Here is a 20,333-nt window from a genome sequence, read left to right on the forward strand (position 1 = left end):
GGCATCTCCCCGGACGGAGAGCGCAAGGGCCCATCAAGAAACACTTGCAAAAAACTCTCGCAAAAAACTCTTGGACCTTCGCCCGCACACGCCATATCCAGCGCCTCATGAGCACGCCCCTCGTCTTCGACCGTCCTCTCGTCCGCCGCCGCCTGTCGCGCGCGCTGCGGCAGGGCTATGCCGACTTCCTGCTCGTCCGCGCCGTCGAGGACCTGGAGGAACGGCTCTCCACCGTCCTGCGGGCCTTCCCGCTCGCCCTCGACGTGGGAACGCCCACTCCCCTGGCGGCGCAGGCCTTGCGCGCGCAAGGCCGCGCCGAGGCCGTGATCCGCCTGTCGCCTGTGCCGGAGCCCGGAAGCGTTCTGGGGGACGAGGAGCGCCTGCCTTTTTCCGGCGAGCGCTTCGACCTCGCGGTGTCCCTCCTGGCCCTGCACAGCGTCAACGACCTGCCGGGATCCCTCGTCCAGATCCGCCGCGCCCTCAAGGGCGACGGGCTGTTCATCGGCGCGCTTCTCGGCGGCAGCACGCTCACCGAGCTGCGCCAGTCCCTGACCCAGGCCGAAGCGGAGGTGGAGGGCGGGGTGAGCCCCCGCGTCGCCCCTTTCGCGGATCTGCGCGACATCGGCGGGCTGCTCCAGCGCGCGGGCTTTGCCCTGCCGGTGACGGATTCGGACATCGTGCGGGTGCGCTATGCCCATGCCTTCGCCCTCATGCGGGACCTGCGCCGGATGGGCCTGACAAACGCCCTTCACGACCGCCGCAGGACTCCCTTGCGTCGCTCGACCCTGATGCGCGCGGCTGAAATCTATGCCGAGCGCTTCGGCGAGCCCGACGGGCGCATTCCGGCGACCTTCGAGATCGTCTGGCTTTCGGGCTGGGCGCCGCATGAGAGCCAGCAGAAGCCCCTGAGGCCCGGCTCGGCCAGGATGCGGCTGTCCGATGCCCTGGGCGTCAAGGAGGGCGCTCCCGCGCAAAAGCCCGGGAAGGCCTGACCCTCCCTGCCTTGGGCCGGGGCCGGGCCGCTCTATCTTCATTCTCCGATGAGACCGCCTTGGAGAGGGAAGCGCCATGAAGGAGCCCGGCCCGGATCACCCGATCACCATCACCCCGAACCCGCATCGCATCCGGGTCATGCTCGGCGGCTTCATCGTCGCGGAGACCACGCAGGCGCTCACCCTGCAGGAAGCGACGCTTCCGCCGGTGTACTACATCCCGCGCGAGGATGTGCGCATGGATCTCCTGGATGCCACCGATCACCATACGAACTGTCCGTACAAGGGCAGCGCCTCCTATTTCACCGTGAACGGAGGCGGGCTCGTGCGGGAGAACGCGGCCTGGAGCTACGAAGAGCCGTTTCCGTCGGTCGCGGCCATCAAGGAGCATCTGGCCTTCTATCCCGAGAAGGTCGACGCCATCGAGGAGTTCAAGGATTAAGGCGTTCTCCTAAGGGCGTAAGGCCTGCGGGTTGCTGGCGTGGCGCGTCCAAGGCAATCTCCGATGATGGAGGAAGCGCTCATGTCGCCGTTCACCTTCAGCACCACGCCCTCTCTCGTCTTCGGCTCGGGCAGCATCGCGCGCCTCGGCGAGATCGTGGCCCAGCGGCTCGGTCCGCGGGTGGCGCTGGTCACGGATGCCGGGCTCGTGAAGGCGGGGCTCGTCGCGCCCGCCCTGCATTCGCTCGAAGAGGCCGGGATCGCCGTCGATGTCTTCGATTCGGTCGTGGCCGATCCGCCCGAGGACGTGGTGCTCGCGGCGATCGCGCAGGCGCGGGCCTTCGAGGCCCGGGCCGTGATCGGCTTCGGCGGCGGCTCCTCCCTCGATGTGGCAAAGCTCGTGGCGCTGCTCGCGCCGGGCGGCGAGAACCTCTCCGACATCTATGGCGTCGGCCTTGCGAAAGGGCCGCGGCTGCCGCTGCTCGCCATCCCCACCACGGCGGGCACCGGATCGGAGGTGACGCCGATCTCCATCGTCACCACCGGCGCGCATGAGAAGAAGGGCGTCGTCTCAGCCCTCATCATTCCCGACATCGCGCTGCTCGATCCCGATCTCACCCTCGGTCTTCCGCCGCCCGTGACCGCCGCGACCGGCATCGACGCCATGGTCCATGCCATCGAGGCCTATACGTCGGCGAGCCCCAACAACAATCCTGTCTCGAAGGCGCTCGCGAAGGAGGCCCTGCGGCTTCTGGGTCGCAATATCGAACGCGCGGTGCGGCACGGCCGCGACGGGGAAGCCCGGTCGGCCATGCTGCTGGGCTCCCTGCTCGCGGGCCAGGCTTTCGCCAATTCGCCCGTCGCCGCCGTGCACGCGCTGGCCTATCCCATCGGCGGCCGTTTCGGCGTGGCGCACGGGCTCTCGAACGCCCTGGTGCTGCCGCACGTGCTGCGCTTCAACGCCAGCGCCTGCGAGGCGGCCTATGCAGAGCTTGCGCCCCATGCCTTCCCCGAGCTCGAAGGCCGTGCCACCGCCATGGCTTTCGCCGGGGCGCTGGCCTCCTTGTGCGTGAAGGTGGGCCTTCCGTCGCGCCTGCGCGATGTCGGCATCCCGCATGACGCCGTGCCGATTCTGGCGGAGGATGCGATGAAGCAGACGCGGCTTCTCGTGAACAATCCGCGCCCGCTCACGGAGAAGGATGCGCGCGCGATCTACGAGGCGGCCTGGTGACGAGCGCCATGTCCGACCGTCCCGCGCGCCTCGACCGTTCCGCCTTCCGGCACTTTCGCCCCGTCGCCACCCGATGGATGGACAACGACGCCTACGGGCACGTGAACAACGTGCATTACTATTCGTATTTCGACACGGCGGTGAACGCCTGGCTCATCGAGAAGGGTTTGCTCGCGATCGCCGGAAGCCCCGTCATCGGGCTCGTGGTCGAATCGGGCTGCACCTATTTCGAGAGCGTCGCCTTTCCCGAGGCGCTGGAGGCGGGAATCGCGGTCGCCCATCTCGGACGCTCCTCGGTGCGCTACCGGATCGGCATTTTCCGGCAGGACGCGCGCCTGCCGGCGGCGCAGGGGCATTTCGTCCATGTCTATGTGGACCGCGCCACCCAGCGGCCGGTGGCGATTTCGCCCGAGACCCGCAGGGCCCTCAGCGAACTCGCCTGAGCCGTCCGCTCAGCGACACCAGCGCGACGCCCGTCATCACCACCGCGCCGCCGGTCAGCTCGCGCCAGCCGATGCTTTCATCGAGAAACAGCACCGCCATGATGGTTGTCCAGATCGGCACGAGATAGCCCACCATCGAGGCGCGGGTCGGGCCGGTGCGGTGGATCAGGTGCATGAAGAGCAGGATCGGCAGGGCCGTGGACAGGACGCCCAGCGCCAGGAGCGGCGCGAGGCGCGAGGGCACGGACGCAAAAGCGTCGGGACCGACGACGGTGAGGGCGAGCAGCGACGCGACGAGCCCCGAGCAGATCTGCTGGCCGAGGGCCATCCTGGCCGGGACCGCCTGTCTGACGGTCCGGACATAGATGTTCGCGCTCGCATAGCTGAAGGCGACCGCCACCATGATGAGCACGCCGGTGGCGTCGATGCCGCTGTCGGGGAGGGCGGCGGGACCGATCAGGATGCCCATGCCGGCAAAGCCGACGAGAACGCCTGCCAGCCGTTGCGGCGTGAGCCGCTCGTCGGCAAATAGGAGATGCGAGAGCGTGGCGACGATGAGCGGCGACGAGGCCTGGATCATGCCGGCGGGGGCGGTGGGAATCCGTGTCAGCGCATAGGCGATCAGCACGTTCGGCAGCCAGCCATTGAGAGTGCCCAGCACGGCCCAGATCCGCCATTCATGGCGCTGCGGCAGAATGCTCTTGCCCTGGATGGCGAACCACAGGGCCAGCGATGCGGCTCCGATCAGCCCGCGCATGGCCGCCAGCACGAAGGGGCTCAAATTCCCGCTCAGCTTCACGAGAAGGAGCGAACTGCCCCACAGGAACGAGCAGATCAGGAGATTGGAAAGGACGAAGGCGGCGGTGGGGGCGGCAGGCATCGCCGCCACGGTTCCGGCATGCGGGGCGGACATGGACGCGACTCAGGGGCCGACGAGGTCGATGAGGAAGGGGATCAGCGGCTCGTCGGCCGGAGGCATGGGGTAGCTGCGCAGGTCCTGCGGCTTCACCCATGCGAGCGCCTGCCCTTCGAGCGGCTGCACGAAGCCCTCCCAGCGGCGGCAGACATAGAGCGGCATGAGCAGGTGGAAGGTCTCATAGGCAAAGCTCGCGAAGGTCAGCGGCGCGAGGCAGGGCTCCTTCACGGCGATCCCGAGTTCTTCCCGCAGCTCCCGGATCAGGGTCTCTTCCGGCCGCTCGCCCGGCTCCACCTTGCCGCCGGGAAATTCCCACAGCCCGGCCAGCTGCTTTCCCTCCGGGCGCTGCGCCAGGAGGATGCGGTTGTCCGTGTCGATCAGGGCGACGGCAACGACGAGGGTGAGCTTGAGAGGGGGCACGATCAGGCTGCTTCGGTTGGGTAGAGCTCGGCGAAGGCCGCTCTCATAGCGTGCTTTCTCTCACAAGCGAACAGATTTCCTACGCTTGACAAGCGTAACAACAGAACACAACCTGGAGGAGAATAATCACAACCTCGGGGCTTCTCTTGGAACAAGTGACAAAGCTATCCTTCTGTCTGATTACCAGTGCTGTCCTCCTGTTTCCGATGCAGTCGCAGGCGCAGGATTGCGTCGTCCCGCCGACCTACATCAACGGCTATCGCTCAGAGGTCGAAGGCACGATGACGATCAAGGCCGGCAAAGGCTGCGGCTTCGGCATGAATGGCATCGAAGGGGCCATCGACGAGGCTGTCATCGTCCAGAAGCCGAAATTCGGCGTAGCGGGTGTACGCGGTCTCATGCCCTTTTACGTGGCCAAGCCGGGCTATCAGGGCGATGACGAATTTTCGTACGCTTTCATCGGAACAGACCGCCATGGCGGCCCGATGCGCGTGACGGTCAAGCGCAAGGTCACGGTCGTCCCGAGCCTTTGATCAGCTCCGGTAATCGCCGTTGATTTCCACGTAAGCCTTGGTGAGGTCGCAGGTCCAGACTGTGGCCTCGCCGCGTCCGAGGCCCAAGTCGACGCGGATCGTGATGTCGTCGCCCTTCATGTAGGCGGAAGTCTTCGCCTCGCTGTATTCCGGGTCCCGCGCGCCCTTCACCGCCACGCGGATATCGCCGAACCAGATGGCGAGCTTGTCCCGCTCGGCCTGTTCGCCGGCCTTTCCGACCGCCATCACCACGCGGCCCCAGTTGGCGTCCTCGCCCGCCACGGCGGTCTTCACCAGCGGCGAGTTGGCGATCGCCATGGCGATGCGCTTGGCGGAGGTTGCGCCGGTGGCCCCGGTGACCTTCACGGTGACGAACTTGCGCGCGCCCTCGCCGTCGCGGGCGACCTGCTGGGCGAGGTCGCAGAGGAGGCTTTCGAGCGCTGCCCGGAACTCCTTCAGGCGGCGGTCGCTTGGCAGCGAGATCGTGGGCGCGCCCTTCGCGGCGGCGGTGCCGGTCGCGAAGAAGAGCAGCGTGTCGGAGGTCGAGGTGTCGCTGTCCACCGTCACGCAGTTGAAGCTCTTGTCCGCGCCCTTCTTCAGCAGGGCCTGGAGCACCGGCGCGGCGATGGGGGCATCGGTAAAGACGAAGGAGAGCATGGTCGCCATGTCGGGGGCGATCATGCCCGCGCCCTTGGCGATGCCGTTGAGCGTCACCTCGACGCCGCCGATCCTGGCCGTGCGGGTCGCCACCTTCGGGAAGGTGTCGGTGGTCATGATGGCCCTGGCCGCCTCGGTCCAGCCGGTGGGCTTCGCCTTCTTCTCGCAGGCTGCGAGCACGCCCTCGAACTTCGTGGCGTCGAGGGGCTCGCCGATGACGCCCGTGGAGGCGATAAAGACCTGCGAGGGTCGGCAGCCTGCCGCGGCGGCGGCGATATCGGCGGTGAGCTTCACCGCTTCCGCGCCCTTCTTGCCGGTGAAGGCATTGGCGTTGCCCGAGTTCACCACGAGCGCCCGGGCCGTGCCCTTGCCTAAGTTCTTGCGGCACCAGTCGACCGGTGCGGAGGGGCATTTGGAGCGGGTGAAGACGCCCGCCACGGCCGTGTCCTTCGGCAGGGTCACGTAAAGCACGTCCGTCCGGTTCTTGTATCGGATGCCGGCCTCCGCGGTCGCGATCCTCACGCCCTCGAGGGCGGGAAGCGTCGGAAACGACTTGGGTGCGAGCGGGGACACGGTTTTGGACATGGAGGAACCCGGAAGGAGCTGTTGGGATACGACGTTGCGACCGCGACCTGTGGTTTTTTAAGGCTTTTTGTCAAGTGCAAGCTTCACCGAAGGTCATGGTGAAGGTTCGGCGAGAAGCCGCGGCAACGAAAAGGGCGGCCCGAAGGCCGCCCCTGAAGGTCGTGCCGGTCGAAGAGCGCTCAGGGCTGCTTCTGTTCGACGAGGTTGCCCTTGTCGTCCAGGCGCTCGACCTTGGCGTTCTTGCGCAGGTTCAGGATCAGGTCCTGCTGCGCCTTGCGGGCGAGATAGGCCTCCACCTGGTCCTTGGTCTCCTCGAAGGTCGGGGCCGGCTTGGTGCGCTTCTCCTCGACCTTGATCACGTGCCAGCCGAACTGGCTCTTGACGGGATCGGAGATCTGGCCGGGCTCGAGCTTGAAGGCAGCCTCGGCGAAGGGTTCCACCATGCGGTCCTTGGTGAAGAAGCCGAGATCGCCGCCGTCGGTCTTGGAGCCGGGGTCCTTGGAGACCTCGCCGGCCACCTTGGCGAAGTCCTCGCCACCCTTCACCCGAGTCGCGATCTTCTTGGCCTCGTCCTCGTTGTCCACCAGGATGTGGCGGGCGCGGACCTCCTGCTCGGCAGGCACGCTCTTGACCGTCTCGTCATAGAGCTTGCGGGTCGCCTCGGGGGTGATGGCCTTCTTGGCTTCCTGCTCGAGATAGGTGTCGAGCAGGGTCTTGTCCCGGTTATAGGCGAGCTTGCGGGCGAAATCCGCGCCGCTGCCCACCTTCGCCGCCTCGGCCGCCTTGGCGCCGAGCTTCAGGTCGATCATGTAGCCGGTGAGAAGCTCGCGCTTCTGCTCCTCGGGCACGTTCGGCATCTGGAGGGCCGGATCCTCGGCGGCGATGGAAAGGTCCCCTTCCGTAATCTCGATGCCGTTGACCCGGGCGATCACCTTGGCCGGATCGACGGCGGGAACGGCCGCCGGCGATGTGGCCGGAGCCGAGGCCGGGGCGGGGGTCTGGGCGAGGGCGGCGCCCGCCATGAGGGGCAGGGCGGCGCCGAGGGTCAGAAGGCTTTTCCGAAGCGTGAGGGAACGGGACATAGAATTTCCTCTGGTGAGCATGATCGCCCACGGACAGCGACGAACAGATGGCCGAATGTGTTTACGTTTGCAAGTGATGGCTTATTTATGTCACAGCATCGCCACTCGCCGGGGCCGGCCGGCCCCGGCGGGGCTTTAAGGCCGTGCCAATCGGGCACAGTCTTTAAGGTGCACTCTGGCATAATTAGGTCTATAAGGCGGCCCAAACGCCCCCTGACCTCTTCTGGAATTTTCGAAGGCTCTCGATGTTCGGTTCTCTCGCGAAGAAAATCTTCGGCTCGGTCAACGACCGCCGGCTGAAGTCCTACCGGCCCAAGGTCGCGGCTATCAACGCGCTGGAGGCCGAGCTGGAGGCCCTGTCGGACGAGCAGCTCCGGGCCCGCACGGCGGAGTTCAAGGCCCAGCTGAGCCAGGGCAAGACCCTGGACGACATTCTGGTGCCCGCCTTCGCCACGGTCCGCGAGGCGGCCAAGCGCACCCTGGGGCAGCGCCATTTCGACGTCCAGCTCATCGGCGGCATGGTCCTCCACGAGGGCTCGATCGCCGAGATGCGCACCGGTGAAGGCAAGACCCTCGTCGCGACCCTGCCGGTCTACCTGAACGCGCTTTCCGGCAAGGGCGTCCATGTGGTCACGGTCAACGACTACCTCGCCAAGCGCGATGCCGAGTGGATGGGCCAGATTTACCGCTTCCTGGGCCTCTCCGTCGGCGTCATCGTCCACGGCCTGGACGACGCGGAGCGCGCCGCGGCCTATGCGGCTGACATCACCTACGGCACCAACAACGAATACGGCTTCGACTACCTGCGCGACAACATGAAGTACGAGATGGCGCAGATGGTCCAGCGGGGCCACAACTTCGCCATCGTGGACGAGGTGGACTCGATCCTCATCGACGAGGCGCGCACGCCGCTGATCATCTCCGGCCCGCTCGACGACCGCTCGGACCTCTACAACGCCATCGACAAGGTCATTCCGCGCCTGAACAAGAGCGATTACGAGCTCGACGAGAAGCAGCGCTCCGTGGCGCTCACCGAAGAGGGCACGGAGAAGATCGAGGAACTGCTGCGCGCCGAGGGCCTCCTGAAGGAGGGCGACCTCTACGACGCCCAGAATGCGACGCTCGTTCACCACATGAACCAGGCGCTCCGCGCCCACACCCTGTTCCAGCGCGACAAGGACTACATCGTCCGCAACGGCGAGGTGGTGATCATCGACGAGTTCACCGGCCGCATGATGCCGGGCCGCCGTTACTCGGAAGGCCTGCACCAGGCGCTCGAGGCCAAGGAGCACGTGCAGGTTCAGCCCGAGAACCAGACGCTCGCCTCCATCACCTTCCAGAACTATTTCCGCCTCTACGGCAAGCTCGGCGGCATGACCGGCACCGCCGCCACGGAAGCCGACGAGTTCCTGGAGATTTACAACCTCGAAGTGGTCGAGATCCCGACCAACCGTCCCGTCGCCCGCATCGACGACAGCGACGAGGTCTACCGCACGGCCGAGGAGCGCTACAGGGCGGTCATCCGCGACATCGAGGAATCGTCCTCGCGCGGCCAGCCGATCCTGGTGGGCACGACCTCCATCGAGAAGTCCGAATACCTGGCCGAACTCCTCGTCAAGGAAGGCTACAAGCTCATCGACTTCGAGAACCCGCAGGCCCTTGAGCCGCTCTACAAGGATGCGCGCGCCGGGCGCGGCACCAAGCATTTCGCGGTTCTGAACGCCCGCTTCCACGAGCAGGAAGCCTTCATCGTCGCCCAGGCCGGCGTGCCGGGCGCGATCACGATCGCCACCAACATGGCGGGCCGCGGCACCGACATCCAGCTCGGCGGCAACGCCAAGATGCGCATCGAGCGCGAGCTCGCCGGCATCGAGGGCGAAGAGCGCGCGCGCCGCGAGAAGGAAATTCTCGACGAGGTGGCGGCGTTCAAGGAGAAGGCGCTGGCCGCCGGCGGCCTCTACGTGCTCGGCACCGAGCGCCACGAGTCGCGGCGCATCGACAACCAGCTGCGCGGCCGCTCCGGCCGTCAGGGCGATCCGGGCCGCTCCAAGTTCTACCTGTCGCTCCAGGACGACCTGATGCGCATCTTCGGCTCCGACCGCATGGACGGCATGCTGCAGAAGCTCGGCCTGAAGGAAGGCGAGGCCATCATTCATCCGTGGATCAACAAGGCCATCGAGCGGGCGCAGGCGAAGGTCGAGGCGCGCAACTTCGACATCCGCAAGAACATCCTCAAATACGACAACGTCATGAACGACCAGCGCAAGGTCGTGTTCGAGCAGCGCAAGGAGTTCATGGCGGAAGAGAGCGTGCGCGAGACCATCGACGACATGCGCCACGGCGTGATCGAGGACATCGTTGCCCGCGCCATCCCCCAGAACGCCTATGCGGAGCAATGGGATGTCCAGGGCCTGAAGGACAGCGTCATCAACTTCCTCAACCTTGATCTGCCGGTGGAGGAATGGGCGAAGGAGGAAGGCATCGCCGATGACGAGATCCGCGAGCGCATCACCAAGGCTGCGGACGAGGCCTATGCCCAGCGCGTCGAGGCCAACACCTCGGACGTCATGAACTACGTGGAGAAGCAGGTCCTGCTCCAGAGCCTGGATCATCTCTGGCGCGAGCATCTCGTGACCCTCGACCACCTGCGCCAGGTCATCGGCTGGCGCGGCATGGCCCAGCGCGATCCGCTCAACGAGTACAAGTCCGAGGCCTTCGAGCTGTTCAACACCATGATCGCTCACCTGCGCGAGCAGGTGACGGGCCAGCTCATGCGCATCCAGGTGGTGTTCCAGCAGCCGGAGCCGCAATCCCTGCCGCCCATGTTCGCCCAGCACCTCGATCCCGCCACCGGCGAGAACGAGTTCGACATGCCTCAGGGCGCTTCCGGCGCCGGGCCGGCGCTCGGCTTTGCCGCCGCGGCCGTGGGCACGGAGCAGGCCTCCGCCCGCGACCCGAACGATCCGTCCACCTGGGGTCGCGTCAGCCGCAACGAGCCCTGCCCCTGCGGATCGGGCAAGAAGTTCAAGCATTGCCACGGGCAGTTCGTGGCCTGAGGCGGAAGCCCAAGACAAAAAGCGAAAGAGCCCGGCCGTCGCGCCGGGCTTTTTCTGTGGCGCAACTTGCGCATCTGTAACACGCAGATCGCCGCAAGGCGGGCGTCCGACGAGCGCCGGACAGTTTGCCCCGTCCGGAACGCTCGCCGCCGGGCGCGAGCCGTGCCATAAGGCCGCCGCAACTCCTCCAAGCTTTCAAAAATCATGATTCGAATCGAGAACGTCAGCAAGCAGAACAGCCACCGGATCCTTTTCATCGAGGCCTCCGGCTCCCTTCAGAAAGGCGAGAAGATCGGCCTGGTGGGTCCCAACGGGGCGGGAAAGACGACGCTCTTTCGCATGATCACCAGGGAGGAGCAGCCGGACGAAGGGCAGGTCTCCGTCGATCGCGGCGTCACCATCGGTTACTTCAGTCAGGATGTCGGTGAGATGGCGGGCCGCAGCGCCGTGGCCGAGGTGATGGAGGGCGCAGGCCCCGTGAGCGCCGTGGCGGCCGAACTGCGCGAGCTCGAAGCCGCGATGGTGGACCCGGACAAGGCGGACGATCTCGAGGCGATCATCGAGCGCTACGGCGAGGTGCAGGCCCGCTACGAGGAGCTCGACGGTTATTCCCTCGAGGGCCGCGCGCGCGAGGTGCTCGCGGGCCTGGGCTTCAGCCAGGAGATGATGGACGGCGACGTGGGCGGCCTTTCCGGCGGCTGGAAGATGCGCGTGGCGCTCGGGCGCATTCTCCTCATGCGCCCCGACGCGATGCTGCTCGACGAGCCGAGCAACCACCTGGATCTCGAAAGCCTCATCTGGCTCGAGGAATTCCTTAAAGGTTATGACGGCGCGCTGCTCATGACCTCGCACGACCGCGCCTTCATGAACCGGATCGTCAACAAGATCATGGAGATCGACGGCGGCACGCTCACCACCTATTCCGGCGATTACGAATTCTACGAGCAGCAGCGGGCGCTGAACGAACAGCAGCAGCAGGCGCAATACGAGCGCCAGCAGGCGATGCTCGCCAAGGAGATCAAGTTCATCGAGCGCTTCAAGGCGCGCGCCTCCCACGCTGCGCAGGTGCAGAGCCGGGTCAAGAAGCTGGAGAAGATCGACCGCGTGGAGCCGCCCAGGCGCCGGCAATCGGTGGCGTTCGAGTTCCTGCCCGCGCCCCGTTCGGGCGATGACGTCGTCAGCCTCAAGAACGTGCACAAGCGCTATGGCAGCCGCAGCATCTATGAAGGGCTCGACTTCATGGTGCGCCGGAAGGAGCGCTGGTGCGTCATGGGCGTCAACGGCGCGGGAAAGTCGACGCTCCTGAAGCTTGTGACGGGCACGGCCGAGCCCGACCAGGGAACGGTCACGATCGGCGCGAGCGTGAAGATGGGCTATTTCGCCCAGCATGCCATGGAGGTCCTGGAGGGCGACCGCACCGTGTTCGAGTTCCTGGAGGATTCCTTCCCGCAGGCGGGGCAGGGCTCGCTGCGCACGCTCGCGGGCTGCTTCGGCTTCTCGGGCGACGATGCGGAGAAGAAGTGCCGCGTGCTGTCGGGCGGCGAGAAGGCACGCCTCGTGATGGCCAGGATGCTCTACGATCCGCCGAACTTCCTCGTGCTCGACGAGCCCACCAACCACCTCGACATGGCGACCAAGGAAATGCTCATCGAGGCCCTGTCGAAATACGAGGGCACCATGCTCTTCGTCTCGCACGACCGCCACTTCCTGGCGGCGCTCTCGAACCGGGTCCTCGAACTCACGCCGGACGGTATCCATCAATATGGAGGCGGCTACACCGAATACGTAGCGCGGACGGGCCAGGAGGCTCCCGGCCTGCGGCATTGATCATTGGTGAGGAAGACAGCGCATCGTTCTTTCTGCGTCGGCATCCTTTCCGCGCAGGACGGGATGGCCCGCGTCATGCAAGCATCAGGCAAGCATCGGCCCGTAGAGTGAGATCACAACCATTTCTGAAGAAAGATGTGGCACAGCCTGCCCGTCTTTCTCTTCTCACTCTACGGATCGAAACATTATGGCATTGAATACGTCGCTTCCGGTGCTCATCGTCGATGACTACCAGACCATGCTGCGCATCATCCGCAACCTGCTCAAGCAGATCGGCTTCACCGATGTGGACGAGGCCAAGGACGGCACGGAGGCGCTCGCCAAGCTGAAGGAGAAGCAGTACGGGCTCGTGATCTCCGACTGGAACATGGCGCCGATGACCGGCTTCGAGCTGCTCCAGAAGGTGCGCGCCGATGCGGAGCTGAGCGCCATGCCCTTCATCATGATCACCGCCGAGGCGAAGACCGAGAACGTGGTCGCCGCCAAGCAGGCGGGCGTGAACAACTACATCGTGAAGCCCTTCAATGCGGAGACCCTGCGCTCGAAGATCGCCGCCGTGCTGGGTGAGTAGCCGTCATGCGCCTTCCGCCTCCCTCTTCCTTCGATCCCTTGAGTCTCGATCTCCTGGCGCAGTCGCGTGAGAGCATCGCAGCCCGGCGTCATGCCGAGGTCATGCGCGGCCTCACGGCGATCCATGCCGCGCTCGAGCCGAACAGCGGGGCCTCGAAGGCTCTGCTCGACCAGATCAGGACCGATCTGCGCGAGGCCCTGAGGCTCAAGGATGAGCTCGACGCCATCACGGAATCGATCCAGCGCACGAAGCAGGAGATCGCGACCCTGCATTCCCGCACGCCGGGCGGCCAGGTCACGAGCGTGACCGACGAACTCGGGGCCGTGGTCTCCGGCACGGAGGAGGCGACCAACAGCATCCTTGCAGCCGCAGAGGAGATCGACGAGATCACGGGCAAGCTGGCCTCGCGCCTGTCCGGTGACGATGCCGAGATGGCGCTGCGCATTTCGGAAAAGGTTATCACCATCTTCGAGGCCTGCAACTTCCAGGACATTACGGGCCAGCGCATCAGCAAGGTCGTGAACTCGATGAAGTTCATCGAGGAGCGGGTGACCCAGATGGTGCAGATCTGGGGTGGGCTGGAAAGCTTCGACGATGTGGAAGCCTACAAGATGCCGGAGCGCGAGGGGGACGAGGCGCTCCTGAACGGGCCGGCGCTGGAGGGCGATCCCACGCGCACGTCTCAGGACGCCATCGACGCCCTTTTCGGGTGATCGCTTCCGCCAAGAGAGCAGGAGTTCAGAGCAGGACTTCCGACGCCGCCCTTCAGGCGGCGTTTTCGTTCGGACCGCTGGCGAACCGGCGCAAGACCGCGCATGACAAAAAAGCCCGCCGTGAGGCGGGCTTTTCACATGGCATGAAGGGTGAGGTCAGTTCACCTTGGCGACCTTGAGGCCCGCCGCGTTGTCGGCCCGCTTCTGCGGCACGGGCTTCGCGGCGGGAGCCGTCCTGACGGCGGGCGAGACCGGCGCCACGGGCGCCGCCTGCACCGTCTCGGCCACGGGCTGCGAGGCGGAGGTGCTGAAGAGGTCGGCCACGCTGCCGAACATCCGCTTGTAGAAGGGCGTCTCCTGCGATGCGGGCGCCGTTGCTGCTGCAGCGGGAGCGGCCTGTTCCTTGGCGGCCGGGCGGGCCTCGGGCTGCGAAACCGGGACTTCCTTCATGGAAGCGAAGGCGAGGGCCGTGGCGGGCGCCTCGGGCTTCTCTTCCTTGCCGGCGTCGTTGAGCGCGATCACCTGCGGGCCGGAGGAGATGCCGTCGATCCGGCTCACATAACCGAGCCTGCTGTCGGACACGCCCGTCACGTTGGCGAGCGCCTCGCGGAACGAATCATGCGTGTCGCCGTCGTGATAGACGAGCTTGATCGGCTTCTCGCCCTTGGCGACGAGCTCGGCCACCCGCTGCTCGTCCTGGCTCCGCTTCTGCGCGACGGCGGTGGCGGTGTCGGGATCCAGGTTGAACTCGTAGCGGCCGCGGCCGACGGCCACCTGCAGCTCCTCCTTCGTGACCTCGAAGGTATCGGAGCCTTCCTTCAGGTTCTTCCAGAAGGCGATGTTCTGGTCGAGGCGGTGCTTGGCCATGTTCTCGGGGGTCATCCGGAACGGATAGGACTGGAACTGGAAGCTGCGCTGCCCTGCGCCGAGCGCCTCGCGGGCGATGGCGTAGATCTCGGCCACGTTCTGGTCCGTCATTGCGAAGCAGCCGCGCGAGGAGCACGAGCCGTGCACCATGATGTCGCCGCCGTTGCGCCCCAGCGAACGGTCGAATGCGTTCGGGTAGCCGGTATCGAACGAGAGGTAGAAGTTGGAGTTGGGGTTCATCTGCGCCGGGGTGACCGTGTAGAACCCTTCCGGCACCTGACGGTCGCCCTCGCGTGTCTTGGGGCCGAGCTGGCCCGACCAGCGGCAGACCGGGTAGGTCTTGAGCAGCGCGTACTTGCCGTTGGAGCCGCGCTTCCAGATCTCCAGCTCCGATTCCTTCTTGTAGGCCCGGATCAGGATCGGGTCGCTCTTGGACATCCCCTTGGAAGACATCAACGCCATGGTAGCTGGCGGAATCGGCGCAAGGTGACGTGTGGAGCCACGGGAAAGCTGCTCGTCCTGGCAGGCTGCGAGCGCGAGCGCAAGACTCGCGGCCAATGCGATACGCTTCATCATGGGGGACCCCGCAATTCTGATCTGCCGGCCTCTGTGCCTGACAGTTCCCCTTTACCCCTAAATCGTTAGCCTTAACCGGTCCTTACTGCAAGCGGGAGGGGCCTGCAGGCACGGTTAATAGGAGGTAAAAATCCCTCTTCCGGGGGATTCTTGGGAAGGATGACGCAAGGAAAAGGGCCGCTGTGGCGGCCCGCTCGAAGGCGATGACCGCACCGGGGTCGGAGCGGCCACGGGGGATCGGCCGGGCTTAAAGCCTGCGGCCGATATTGAGGAACTTCTCGGCGCGGTGGTCGCGAATCTCGGACGGGCCCATGTTGCTCAGATCGTGCAGAGCCTCCTCGATGGCGTTGCCGGTCGCCTGGATGGCGGCCTTGGAGTCGCGATGGGCTCCGCCCACGGGCTCCACCACGATGCCGTCGATGATGCCCAGCCGCAGGAGGTCCTGGGCCGTGATCTTCATGTTGGTGGCGGCGTCCTGGGCCCGGGCCGCGTCGCGCCAGAGGATCGAGGCCGCGCCTTCCGGCGAGATCACGCTGTAGATGGCGTGTTCCAGCATCAGCACCTTGTTGGCGGTGGCGATGGCGATGGCGCCGCCGGATCCGCCTTCGCCGATCACCACCGAGACGTTGGGAACTCCAAGCGCCAGCTGCATCTCGGTGGAGCGGGCGATGGCCTCGGCCTGGCCGCGCTCCTCGGCCTCGATGCCCGGATAGGCTCCGGCCGTGTCCACGAAGGAGATCACGGGGAGGCCGAAGCGGTCCGCCATCTCCATCAGGCGCACGGCCTTGCGGTAGCCCTCGGGACGGGCCATGCCGAAATTGTGCCGGATGCGGGTTTCTGTGTTGTGGCCCTTTTCCTGCCCCATCACGCAGACGGGCTGGCCGCGGAAGCGCCCGAAGCCGCCCACGATCGCCTCGTCCTCGGCGAATTTGCGGTCGCCGGCCAGCGGCGTGAACTCGGTGATGAGCCCGGCGCAGTAATCGACGAAATGGGGGCGCTGCGGATGGCGCGCGACGAGCGTCTTCTGCCAGGGCGTGAGCTTGGCATAGAGGTCCTTCAGGGCGTCGGCGGCCTTGACCTCCAGGCGCGAAATGTCGTCGGCGATGGAGACGGCGTCCCGGTTCTCACCGAGCGCCCGAAGCTCCTCGACCTTGGCTTCAAGCTCGGCGACGGGCTTTTCGAAATCGAGATAACTGCGCATCAGACTCTATGAAAAATGAAAATCGGCGTGACCCTATAGCCCTGCCGAAACGGGGCGGACACTGGCGTTTCAGGGGCGTCAAGTCAAGGTGAGCCCGGTCTTACCCCCGGAAAACCCGGCAAAATCAAGGACAATCGGCGATGCGGGAGGCCGGAGCCGCCGGTGCCGGAACGAAAACCGGGGCAAATCGGCGGGAGCGCTGGACCGCCCGCACGGCGCCGGGCCGGTAGAGTTGCTTCGTCGCCTCGACGATGTGCAGGCCCGCGAAGGGCAGGGAGAACCCGGCGCCGACGCGCTCCCAGGCCTGGGCGGTCCGGAGCAGGAAACGGTTGCGCAGGGGCGGCACGTAGAGGGTCTCGGCCCAGCCCTCGGGCGAGAACCAGGTCTGGCGCATGAGGCTCTTGAGCTGGGAGCGGCTGTAGGGCTGGCCGTGGCCGAAGGGGGTTGTGTCCATGCGCGCCCAGAGGCCGCGCCGATTGGGGGCCACCAGGATGATCCGCCCCCCCGGGGTCAGGATGCGCCAGATCTCGTGCAGGAGCTCGCTGGGGCTCTCCACCGTCTCCAGGGCATGGACCACGAGAACCCTGTCGATGGAGGCGTCGGGCAGGGGCATCATCAGCGGGTCGACGAGGGCCGAGGCCGAGGCCCCGGTGCCGGGCCAGTTCACCACGCCCTGGCTCGCCGGCATGAAGGCGAGTGTCCGCTCGCTCTCCCCCTTCACGGCGGAGAGGTAGGGCGGCGCATAGCCGAGGCCGAGCACGCGCAGGCCCGTAAGCGGGCCCCAGAAGCTGTCGATGGCCCGTCCGACGAAGCGGCGCGTCACGCCTCCGAGAGGGCTCGCGTAGAAGCCGCGCAGATCGGTGATGTCGATGCTCATGGCCTCAGCATGCCGTCTTTCGATCCGGTCCGGCGATCGTCCAAGGCGCGGGATCTGGTTTCATGAGCCGAGTGTTCCATGATAGCTCAGAGCACATCAAGACAGGGTTCCTCGATGACCGCCCAGATCCACGCCTTTCTCTGCCTTCAGGACAATATCGGTGTTCTCGTCCACGATCCCAACACGGGCGCCTGCGCTGCCATCGATGCGCCGGAGGAGGGGGCGATTCTCGCGGCACTGGCCGAGACGGGCTGGCAGCTGACGGACATCCTCGTCACCCACCGCCACGCCGATCACGTGCAGGCCGTGGACGCCCTGAAGCGCCGCACCGGCTGCCGCGTCGTCGCGCCCCTGAAGGCCCGCGAGGCGGTGCCCGCCGCCGATGCCTATGTGGCGGAGGGCGACACGGTGCATGTAGGCAGCCTGCAGGCCCATGTGTGGGAGACGCCCGGCCATTGCGCCGATCACGTCTCCTATTGGTTCGCGGCGGATCGCGCGCTGTTCGCAGGCGATACTCTCTTCACCCTCGGCTGCGGACGCATGTTCGAAGGAACCTATGCCGGTTTCTGGGCGTCGCTGCAGCGGCTCGCGGCGCTGCCGGACGAGGCGCGCGTCTATTGCGGACACGACTACACCCTCTCGAACGCGCGCTTCGCGCTCGCGGCCGATCCGGACAACGCGGCGCTGAAGGCGCGGGCGGCCGAGGCAGAGGAGGCCAAGGCCCAGGGCCGCTTCCTGGTGCCGACGACCATCGGCCAGGAGAAGGCGACGAATCCGTTTCTGCGCGCCGGGGAGCCCGCGCTCGCAAAAGCCGTTCATAAGGAAGGCGCAGCGCCCGTGGAGGTCTTTCAGGCCTTGCGCGAATGGAAGAACAGGTTCTGATACGTCAGGACCCTTCAGGAGCGGACAGCCTCATGACCGACCACAGCCTCATCATCGGACTCGAGAGCCGGCTCCTCAACGCCTGGCCCTCCTTCGATTATCAGGCCTATGACGGCTGGATCCTGCGGCTTGCCAACGGCTACTCGAAGCGCGCCAATTCCGCGACGCCCTTCCTGCCCGGCGCGACCCTCGACGACGGGCTGATCGACTACATGATCGCCCGCTTCGTCGAGGCCAATGTGCGCCCGACCTTCCGCCTCAACGGCGTCGAGGCGCCCGAGGCGGACGAGCGGCTGAGGCTGCGCGGCTTCAAGGAGATCGAGCCGACGCATGTTCTGACCGCGCCCGTCAAAAGCGGCGACCGCGAGATCGATCCCGAGGTGGCTCTCGAGCCGCATGCCTCCAAGCGCTGGGTGCGCGCGGCGGCGGAATCCTACGGCGGCGACAAGGCCGATGACGAGACGCTGATGAGGATCGTCTCGCGCATCCGCCAGAAGGCGGCCTTCGCCACGCTCAGCCTGGACGACAAGCCCGTGGCCTGGGGCTTGGGCGTCGCGGAGCGCGGCTATATCGGTCTCTACGACATCGTGGTCGCCCCCGATCTGCGCGGCATCGGGCTCGGCCGCCGCGTGGTGTCGAGCCTCATGGCCTGGGGCGCGGCGCAGGGCGCGCACACGGCCTATCTCCAGGTGCGCGAGGAGAACGAGATCGCCCGCTCGCTCTACGGGGCGTTCGGCTTCCAGACCGCTTACCGCTACACCCACCGCGTCATGCCGGGGCGCTCCTCCGCTTCGGCATGAGCGTCGCCACGAGCGCGCCCGCCACGATGAGGCCGCAGGACAGCGCGAGCGTCAGCGTCGGCTCGGCGTAGCCCGCCGCCACCAGCAGAAGGGTCGAGAGCACCGGCGTCGCATAGGATGCGACGCCGAGGAAGCGGATGTCGCCGCGCTTCATGCCGATATCCCACACGTAGAAGGCAGCGCCCACCGGCCCGAGGCCGAGTGCGAGAAGGGCGAGCCACTGCGTCGCCGTCTCGGGCCAGACGGTGGTCTCGAAGGCCAGATGGCAGACCAGGCTCAAGAGCGAGGTCATGAGGCAGAAGCCCGCCACCGCATCGGTCGGCACCTGGCCGAACCTTCGGGAGAGAACCGAGTACCCGGCCCAGACGAAGGCCGCGACGAAGGCGCAGACATAGCCGGGCATGTATTCCGCCCGCGCATCGAAGGCGCCGCGTCCGGCGATCAGCACCACGACGCCGGCAAAGCCCAGAAGCGCGCCGGCAATATGCGCCCGCTTCAGATGCTCGCCGGGAAGCAGCGAGGAGAAGAGCACGATCAGCAGCGGCCAGAGATAGTTGATCAGCCCCGACTCGGCCGGGGGCGCCCAGCGCAGGGCGGCGAAATAGAGGGCGTGGTAGCCGAACAGGCCGCCGATGCCCAAGGCCCACACGACCGGCTTCTGGCGCAGGGCCTTCAACCCCTGAGGCCGGACGATCCAGCTCACCACGCCCACCATTCCTCCGACCAGGAAGGTCATGGCGTTGAGCTGGAACGGCGGGATCGTTCCCGTCGCCGCCGTGAACACGGCGAGCATGGACCAGAGCAGTATGGCGAAAAGGCCGATGGTGGTGGCGGTGCGGGTTGTCATGGCCTTCGCCATAAACGAAAGCTCTCCGGATGAGGAGAGCCTTCGGCGTTTTCCCGCAGCGCCGTCCAGGCCTTCTTCAGGCCATGTACTGGCCGCCGTTGATGGTGAGCGTCGAGCCGGTGACGAACCCGGCCTCGTCGCTGGCGAGGAAGACGACGCCGCGTGCGATCTCTTCCACCTCGCCGAGACGGCCCACGGGGATGAGCGGCAGAATCTTGGACTTCAGCACCTCTTCGGGAACCGCCTTCACCATCTCGGTGGCGATGTAGCCCGGCGCGATCACGTTGACGGTGACGCCCTTGTTGGCGTTCTCCTGCGCCAGCGCCTTGGCAAAGCCGATCACGCCCGCCTTGGCCGCGGAATAGTTCGCCTGTCCCATCTGTCCCTTCTGGCCGTTGACGGACGAGATGAGGATGATGCGCCCGAAGCCGCGCTCGCGCATGCCCTCGATCACGGGGCGCGTGCAGGTGAACATGGAATCGAGGTTGGTGCGGATGACCGCCGACCACTGGTCGAAGGTCATCTTGTGAAACATGGCGTCGCGGGTGATGCCCGCGTTGTTCACGAGAATGTCGATGGGGCCGAGCTCGGCCTCGACGGCCCTGATCCCCGCCTCGCAGGCCTCTGCATCGGACACGTCGAACTTGAAGACCGGAATGCCGGTTTCGTCCCTGAAATGCTGGGCGGTCTCGTCGTGGCCGCCATAATTGGAAGCGACCTTGTATCCGCTCTGTTGCAGAGCCTTTGCGATCGCGGAGCCGATGCCGCGCGTTCCGCCGGTGACCAATGCGACTCGTGCCATGCTGTTTCCCTTCC

General features: G+C 66.2%; 20 protein-coding genes. 11 read left to right on the forward strand and 9 right to left on the reverse strand.

Annotation, left to right across the window (positions count from 1 at the left end; translation table 11 throughout):
• The first annotated feature begins 107 nt into the window (after nucleotides 1-107).
• From L879_RS21440 to L879_RS0111625, 4 genes are all read left to right on the forward strand, one after another.
• Nucleotides 108-992, forward strand: coding sequence for a methyltransferase domain-containing protein (locus L879_RS21440; protein WP_035459411.1), 885 nt, complete (start codon nucleotides 108-110; stop codon nucleotides 990-992).
• Between the two features lie 76 nt (nucleotides 993-1,068).
• Nucleotides 1,069-1,434, forward strand: coding sequence for a DUF427 domain-containing protein (locus L879_RS0111615; RefSeq protein WP_027316249.1), 366 nt, complete (start codon nucleotides 1,069-1,071; stop codon nucleotides 1,432-1,434).
• Nucleotides 1,435-1,515: 81 nt separating this feature from the next.
• The gene (locus tag L879_RS0111620) at nucleotides 1,516-2,664 is read left to right on the forward strand and encodes an iron-containing alcohol dehydrogenase (protein WP_027316250.1); all 1,149 of its coding nucleotides are present in this window, start codon (nucleotides 1,516-1,518) and stop codon (nucleotides 2,662-2,664) included.
• An 8-nt stretch (nucleotides 2,665-2,672) separates the two neighbouring features.
• A complete protein-coding gene (locus L879_RS0111625; RefSeq protein ID WP_027316251.1) occupies nucleotides 2,673-3,107 on the forward strand; it encodes an acyl-CoA thioesterase in 435 nt (144 codons plus the stop codon).
• On the opposite strand, the gene L879_RS0111630 is transcribed toward L879_RS0111625, so the two are convergent.
• Both L879_RS0111630 and L879_RS0111635 read right to left on the reverse strand, forming a co-directional pair.
• On the reverse strand, nucleotides 3,091-4,020 hold the full coding sequence (locus L879_RS0111630) for a DMT family transporter (protein ID WP_027316252.1): 930 nt from the start codon (nucleotides 4,018-4,020) through the stop codon (nucleotides 3,091-3,093). The genes L879_RS0111625 and L879_RS0111630 overlap by 17 nt on opposite strands.
• A gap of 9 nt (nucleotides 4,021-4,029) precedes the next feature.
• Nucleotides 4,030-4,446, reverse strand: a complete 417-nt coding sequence (locus L879_RS0111635) for a (deoxy)nucleoside triphosphate pyrophosphohydrolase (RefSeq protein WP_161634665.1) — start codon at nucleotides 4,444-4,446, stop codon at nucleotides 4,030-4,032.
• 152 nt (nucleotides 4,447-4,598) lie between these two features.
• On the opposite strand from L879_RS0111635, the gene L879_RS0111640 reads away from it, so the two are divergent.
• On the forward strand, nucleotides 4,599-4,976 hold the full coding sequence (locus tag L879_RS0111640) for a hypothetical protein (RefSeq protein WP_027316254.1): 378 nt from the start codon (nucleotides 4,599-4,601) through the stop codon (nucleotides 4,974-4,976).
• On the opposite strand, the gene argJ is transcribed toward L879_RS0111640, so the two are convergent.
• Nucleotides 4,977-6,218: a bifunctional glutamate N-acetyltransferase/amino-acid acetyltransferase ArgJ gene (gene argJ, locus L879_RS0111645; protein WP_027316255.1), complete on the reverse strand. Its 1,242-nt coding sequence runs from the start codon at nucleotides 6,216-6,218 to the stop codon at nucleotides 4,977-4,979.
• Nucleotides 6,219-6,397: 179 nt separating this feature from the next.
• Nucleotides 6,398-7,300 carry a peptidylprolyl isomerase gene (locus L879_RS0111650; RefSeq protein WP_027316256.1) on the reverse strand — a complete coding sequence of 301 codons (903 nt, stop codon included), beginning with the start codon at nucleotides 7,298-7,300 and terminating at the stop codon, nucleotides 6,398-6,400.
• 245 nt (nucleotides 7,301-7,545) lie between these two features.
• On the opposite strand from L879_RS0111650, the gene secA reads away from it, so the two are divergent.
• From secA to L879_RS0111670, 4 genes are all read left to right on the forward strand, one after another.
• Nucleotides 7,546-10,356, forward strand: coding sequence for a preprotein translocase subunit SecA (gene secA, locus L879_RS0111655; protein ID WP_027316257.1), 2,811 nt, complete (start codon nucleotides 7,546-7,548; stop codon nucleotides 10,354-10,356).
• 204 nt (nucleotides 10,357-10,560) lie between these two features.
• On the forward strand, nucleotides 10,561-12,183 hold the full coding sequence (locus L879_RS0111660; RefSeq protein ID WP_027316258.1) for an ABC-F family ATP-binding cassette domain-containing protein: 1,623 nt from the start codon (nucleotides 10,561-10,563) through the stop codon (nucleotides 12,181-12,183).
• Nucleotides 12,184-12,370: 187 nt separating this feature from the next.
• Entirely contained in the window at nucleotides 12,371-12,754 is a 384-nt protein-coding gene (locus tag L879_RS0111665; protein WP_027316259.1) for a response regulator, read from the forward strand.
• Nucleotides 12,755-12,759: 5 nt separating this feature from the next.
• On the forward strand, nucleotides 12,760-13,467 hold the full coding sequence (locus L879_RS0111670; RefSeq protein WP_027316260.1) for a protein phosphatase CheZ: 708 nt from the start codon (nucleotides 12,760-12,762) through the stop codon (nucleotides 13,465-13,467).
• A 156-nt stretch (nucleotides 13,468-13,623) separates the two neighbouring features.
• On the opposite strand, the gene L879_RS0111675 is transcribed toward L879_RS0111670, so the two are convergent.
• From L879_RS0111675 to L879_RS0111685, 3 genes are all read right to left on the reverse strand, one after another.
• On the reverse strand, nucleotides 13,624-14,910 hold the full coding sequence (locus L879_RS0111675) for a L,D-transpeptidase family protein (protein WP_027316261.1): 1,287 nt from the start codon (nucleotides 14,908-14,910) through the stop codon (nucleotides 13,624-13,626).
• Between the two features lie 247 nt (nucleotides 14,911-15,157).
• Nucleotides 15,158-16,111, reverse strand: coding sequence for an acetyl-CoA carboxylase carboxyltransferase subunit alpha (locus L879_RS0111680; protein WP_027316262.1), 954 nt, complete (start codon nucleotides 16,109-16,111; stop codon nucleotides 15,158-15,160).
• A 124-nt stretch (nucleotides 16,112-16,235) separates the two neighbouring features.
• Nucleotides 16,236-16,988 (reverse strand): class I SAM-dependent methyltransferase, encoded by a 753-nt coding sequence (locus tag L879_RS0111685; RefSeq protein ID WP_027316263.1) that lies wholly within the window; start codon nucleotides 16,986-16,988, stop codon nucleotides 16,236-16,238.
• Between the two features lie 114 nt (nucleotides 16,989-17,102).
• Between L879_RS0111685 and gloB the strand changes: the two genes are divergently transcribed.
• Both gloB and L879_RS0111695 read left to right on the forward strand, forming a co-directional pair.
• Nucleotides 17,103-17,870, forward strand: coding sequence for a hydroxyacylglutathione hydrolase (gloB, locus tag L879_RS0111690; protein WP_027316264.1), 768 nt, complete (start codon nucleotides 17,103-17,105; stop codon nucleotides 17,868-17,870).
• A 32-nt stretch (nucleotides 17,871-17,902) separates the two neighbouring features.
• Nucleotides 17,903-18,670 carry a GNAT family N-acetyltransferase gene (locus L879_RS0111695; protein ID WP_027316265.1) on the forward strand — a complete coding sequence of 256 codons (768 nt, stop codon included), beginning with the start codon at nucleotides 17,903-17,905 and terminating at the stop codon, nucleotides 18,668-18,670.
• Here the strand turns inward: L879_RS0111695 and yddG are convergent.
• Nucleotides 18,639-19,517 (reverse strand): aromatic amino acid exporter YddG, encoded by an 879-nt coding sequence (gene yddG, locus L879_RS0111700; RefSeq protein ID WP_027316266.1) that lies wholly within the window; start codon nucleotides 19,515-19,517, stop codon nucleotides 18,639-18,641. The genes L879_RS0111695 and yddG overlap by 32 nt on opposite strands.
• 76 nt (nucleotides 19,518-19,593) lie before the next feature.
• Complete coding sequence (gene phbB, locus L879_RS0111705; protein WP_027316267.1) at nucleotides 19,594-20,319, reverse strand: acetoacetyl-CoA reductase; 726 nt, start codon at nucleotides 20,317-20,319, stop codon at nucleotides 19,594-19,596.
• Nucleotides 20,320-20,333: the final 14 nt, after the last annotated feature.

This window comes from Microvirga flocculans ATCC BAA-817, from assembly GCF_000518665.1.
Lineage (GTDB): Bacteria > Pseudomonadota > Alphaproteobacteria > Rhizobiales > Beijerinckiaceae > Microvirga > Microvirga flocculans.

Excerpts from the sequence above, each read along its gene's own strand:
- argJ (WP_027316255.1), bottom strand. The coding sequence starts at position 6,218 with ATGTCCAAAACCGTGTCCCCGCTCGCACCCAAGTCGTTTCCGACGCTT.
- L879_RS0111675 (WP_027316261.1), bottom strand. The coding sequence starts at position 14,910 with ATGATGAAGCGTATCGCATTGGCCGCGAGTCTTGCGCTCGCGCTCGCA.
- secA (WP_027316257.1), top strand. The coding sequence starts at position 7,546 with ATGTTCGGTTCTCTCGCGAAGAAAATCTTCGGCTCGGTCAACGACCGC.
- L879_RS21440 (WP_035459411.1), top strand. The coding sequence starts at position 108 with ATGAGCACGCCCCTCGTCTTCGACCGTCCTCTCGTCCGCCGCCGCCTG.
- L879_RS0111685 (WP_027316263.1), bottom strand. The coding sequence starts at position 16,988 with ATGAGCATCGACATCACCGATCTGCGCGGCTTCTACGCGAGCCCTCTC.
- gloB (WP_027316264.1), top strand. The coding sequence starts at position 17,103 with ATGACCGCCCAGATCCACGCCTTTCTCTGCCTTCAGGACAATATCGGT.
- L879_RS0111680 (WP_027316262.1), bottom strand. The coding sequence starts at position 16,111 with ATGCGCAGTTATCTCGATTTCGAAAAGCCCGTCGCCGAGCTTGAAGCC.
- L879_RS0111615 (WP_027316249.1), top strand. The coding sequence starts at position 1,069 with ATGAAGGAGCCCGGCCCGGATCACCCGATCACCATCACCCCGAACCCG.
- L879_RS0111620 (WP_027316250.1), top strand. The coding sequence starts at position 1,516 with ATGTCGCCGTTCACCTTCAGCACCACGCCCTCTCTCGTCTTCGGCTCG.
- L879_RS0111660 (WP_027316258.1), top strand. The coding sequence starts at position 10,561 with ATGATTCGAATCGAGAACGTCAGCAAGCAGAACAGCCACCGGATCCTT.
- yddG (WP_027316266.1), bottom strand. The coding sequence starts at position 19,517 with ATGACAACCCGCACCGCCACCACCATCGGCCTTTTCGCCATACTGCTC.
- L879_RS0111670 (WP_027316260.1), top strand. The coding sequence starts at position 12,760 with ATGCGCCTTCCGCCTCCCTCTTCCTTCGATCCCTTGAGTCTCGATCTC.
- L879_RS0111665 (WP_027316259.1), top strand. The coding sequence starts at position 12,371 with ATGGCATTGAATACGTCGCTTCCGGTGCTCATCGTCGATGACTACCAG.
- L879_RS0111630 (WP_027316252.1), bottom strand. The coding sequence starts at position 4,020 with ATGTCCGCCCCGCATGCCGGAACCGTGGCGGCGATGCCTGCCGCCCCC.
- L879_RS0111650 (WP_027316256.1), bottom strand. The coding sequence starts at position 7,300 with ATGTCCCGTTCCCTCACGCTTCGGAAAAGCCTTCTGACCCTCGGCGCC.
- phbB (WP_027316267.1), bottom strand. The coding sequence starts at position 20,319 with ATGGCACGAGTCGCATTGGTCACCGGCGGAACGCGCGGCATCGGCTCC.
- L879_RS0111695 (WP_027316265.1), top strand. The coding sequence starts at position 17,903 with ATGACCGACCACAGCCTCATCATCGGACTCGAGAGCCGGCTCCTCAAC.
- L879_RS0111625 (WP_027316251.1), top strand. The coding sequence starts at position 2,673 with ATGTCCGACCGTCCCGCGCGCCTCGACCGTTCCGCCTTCCGGCACTTT.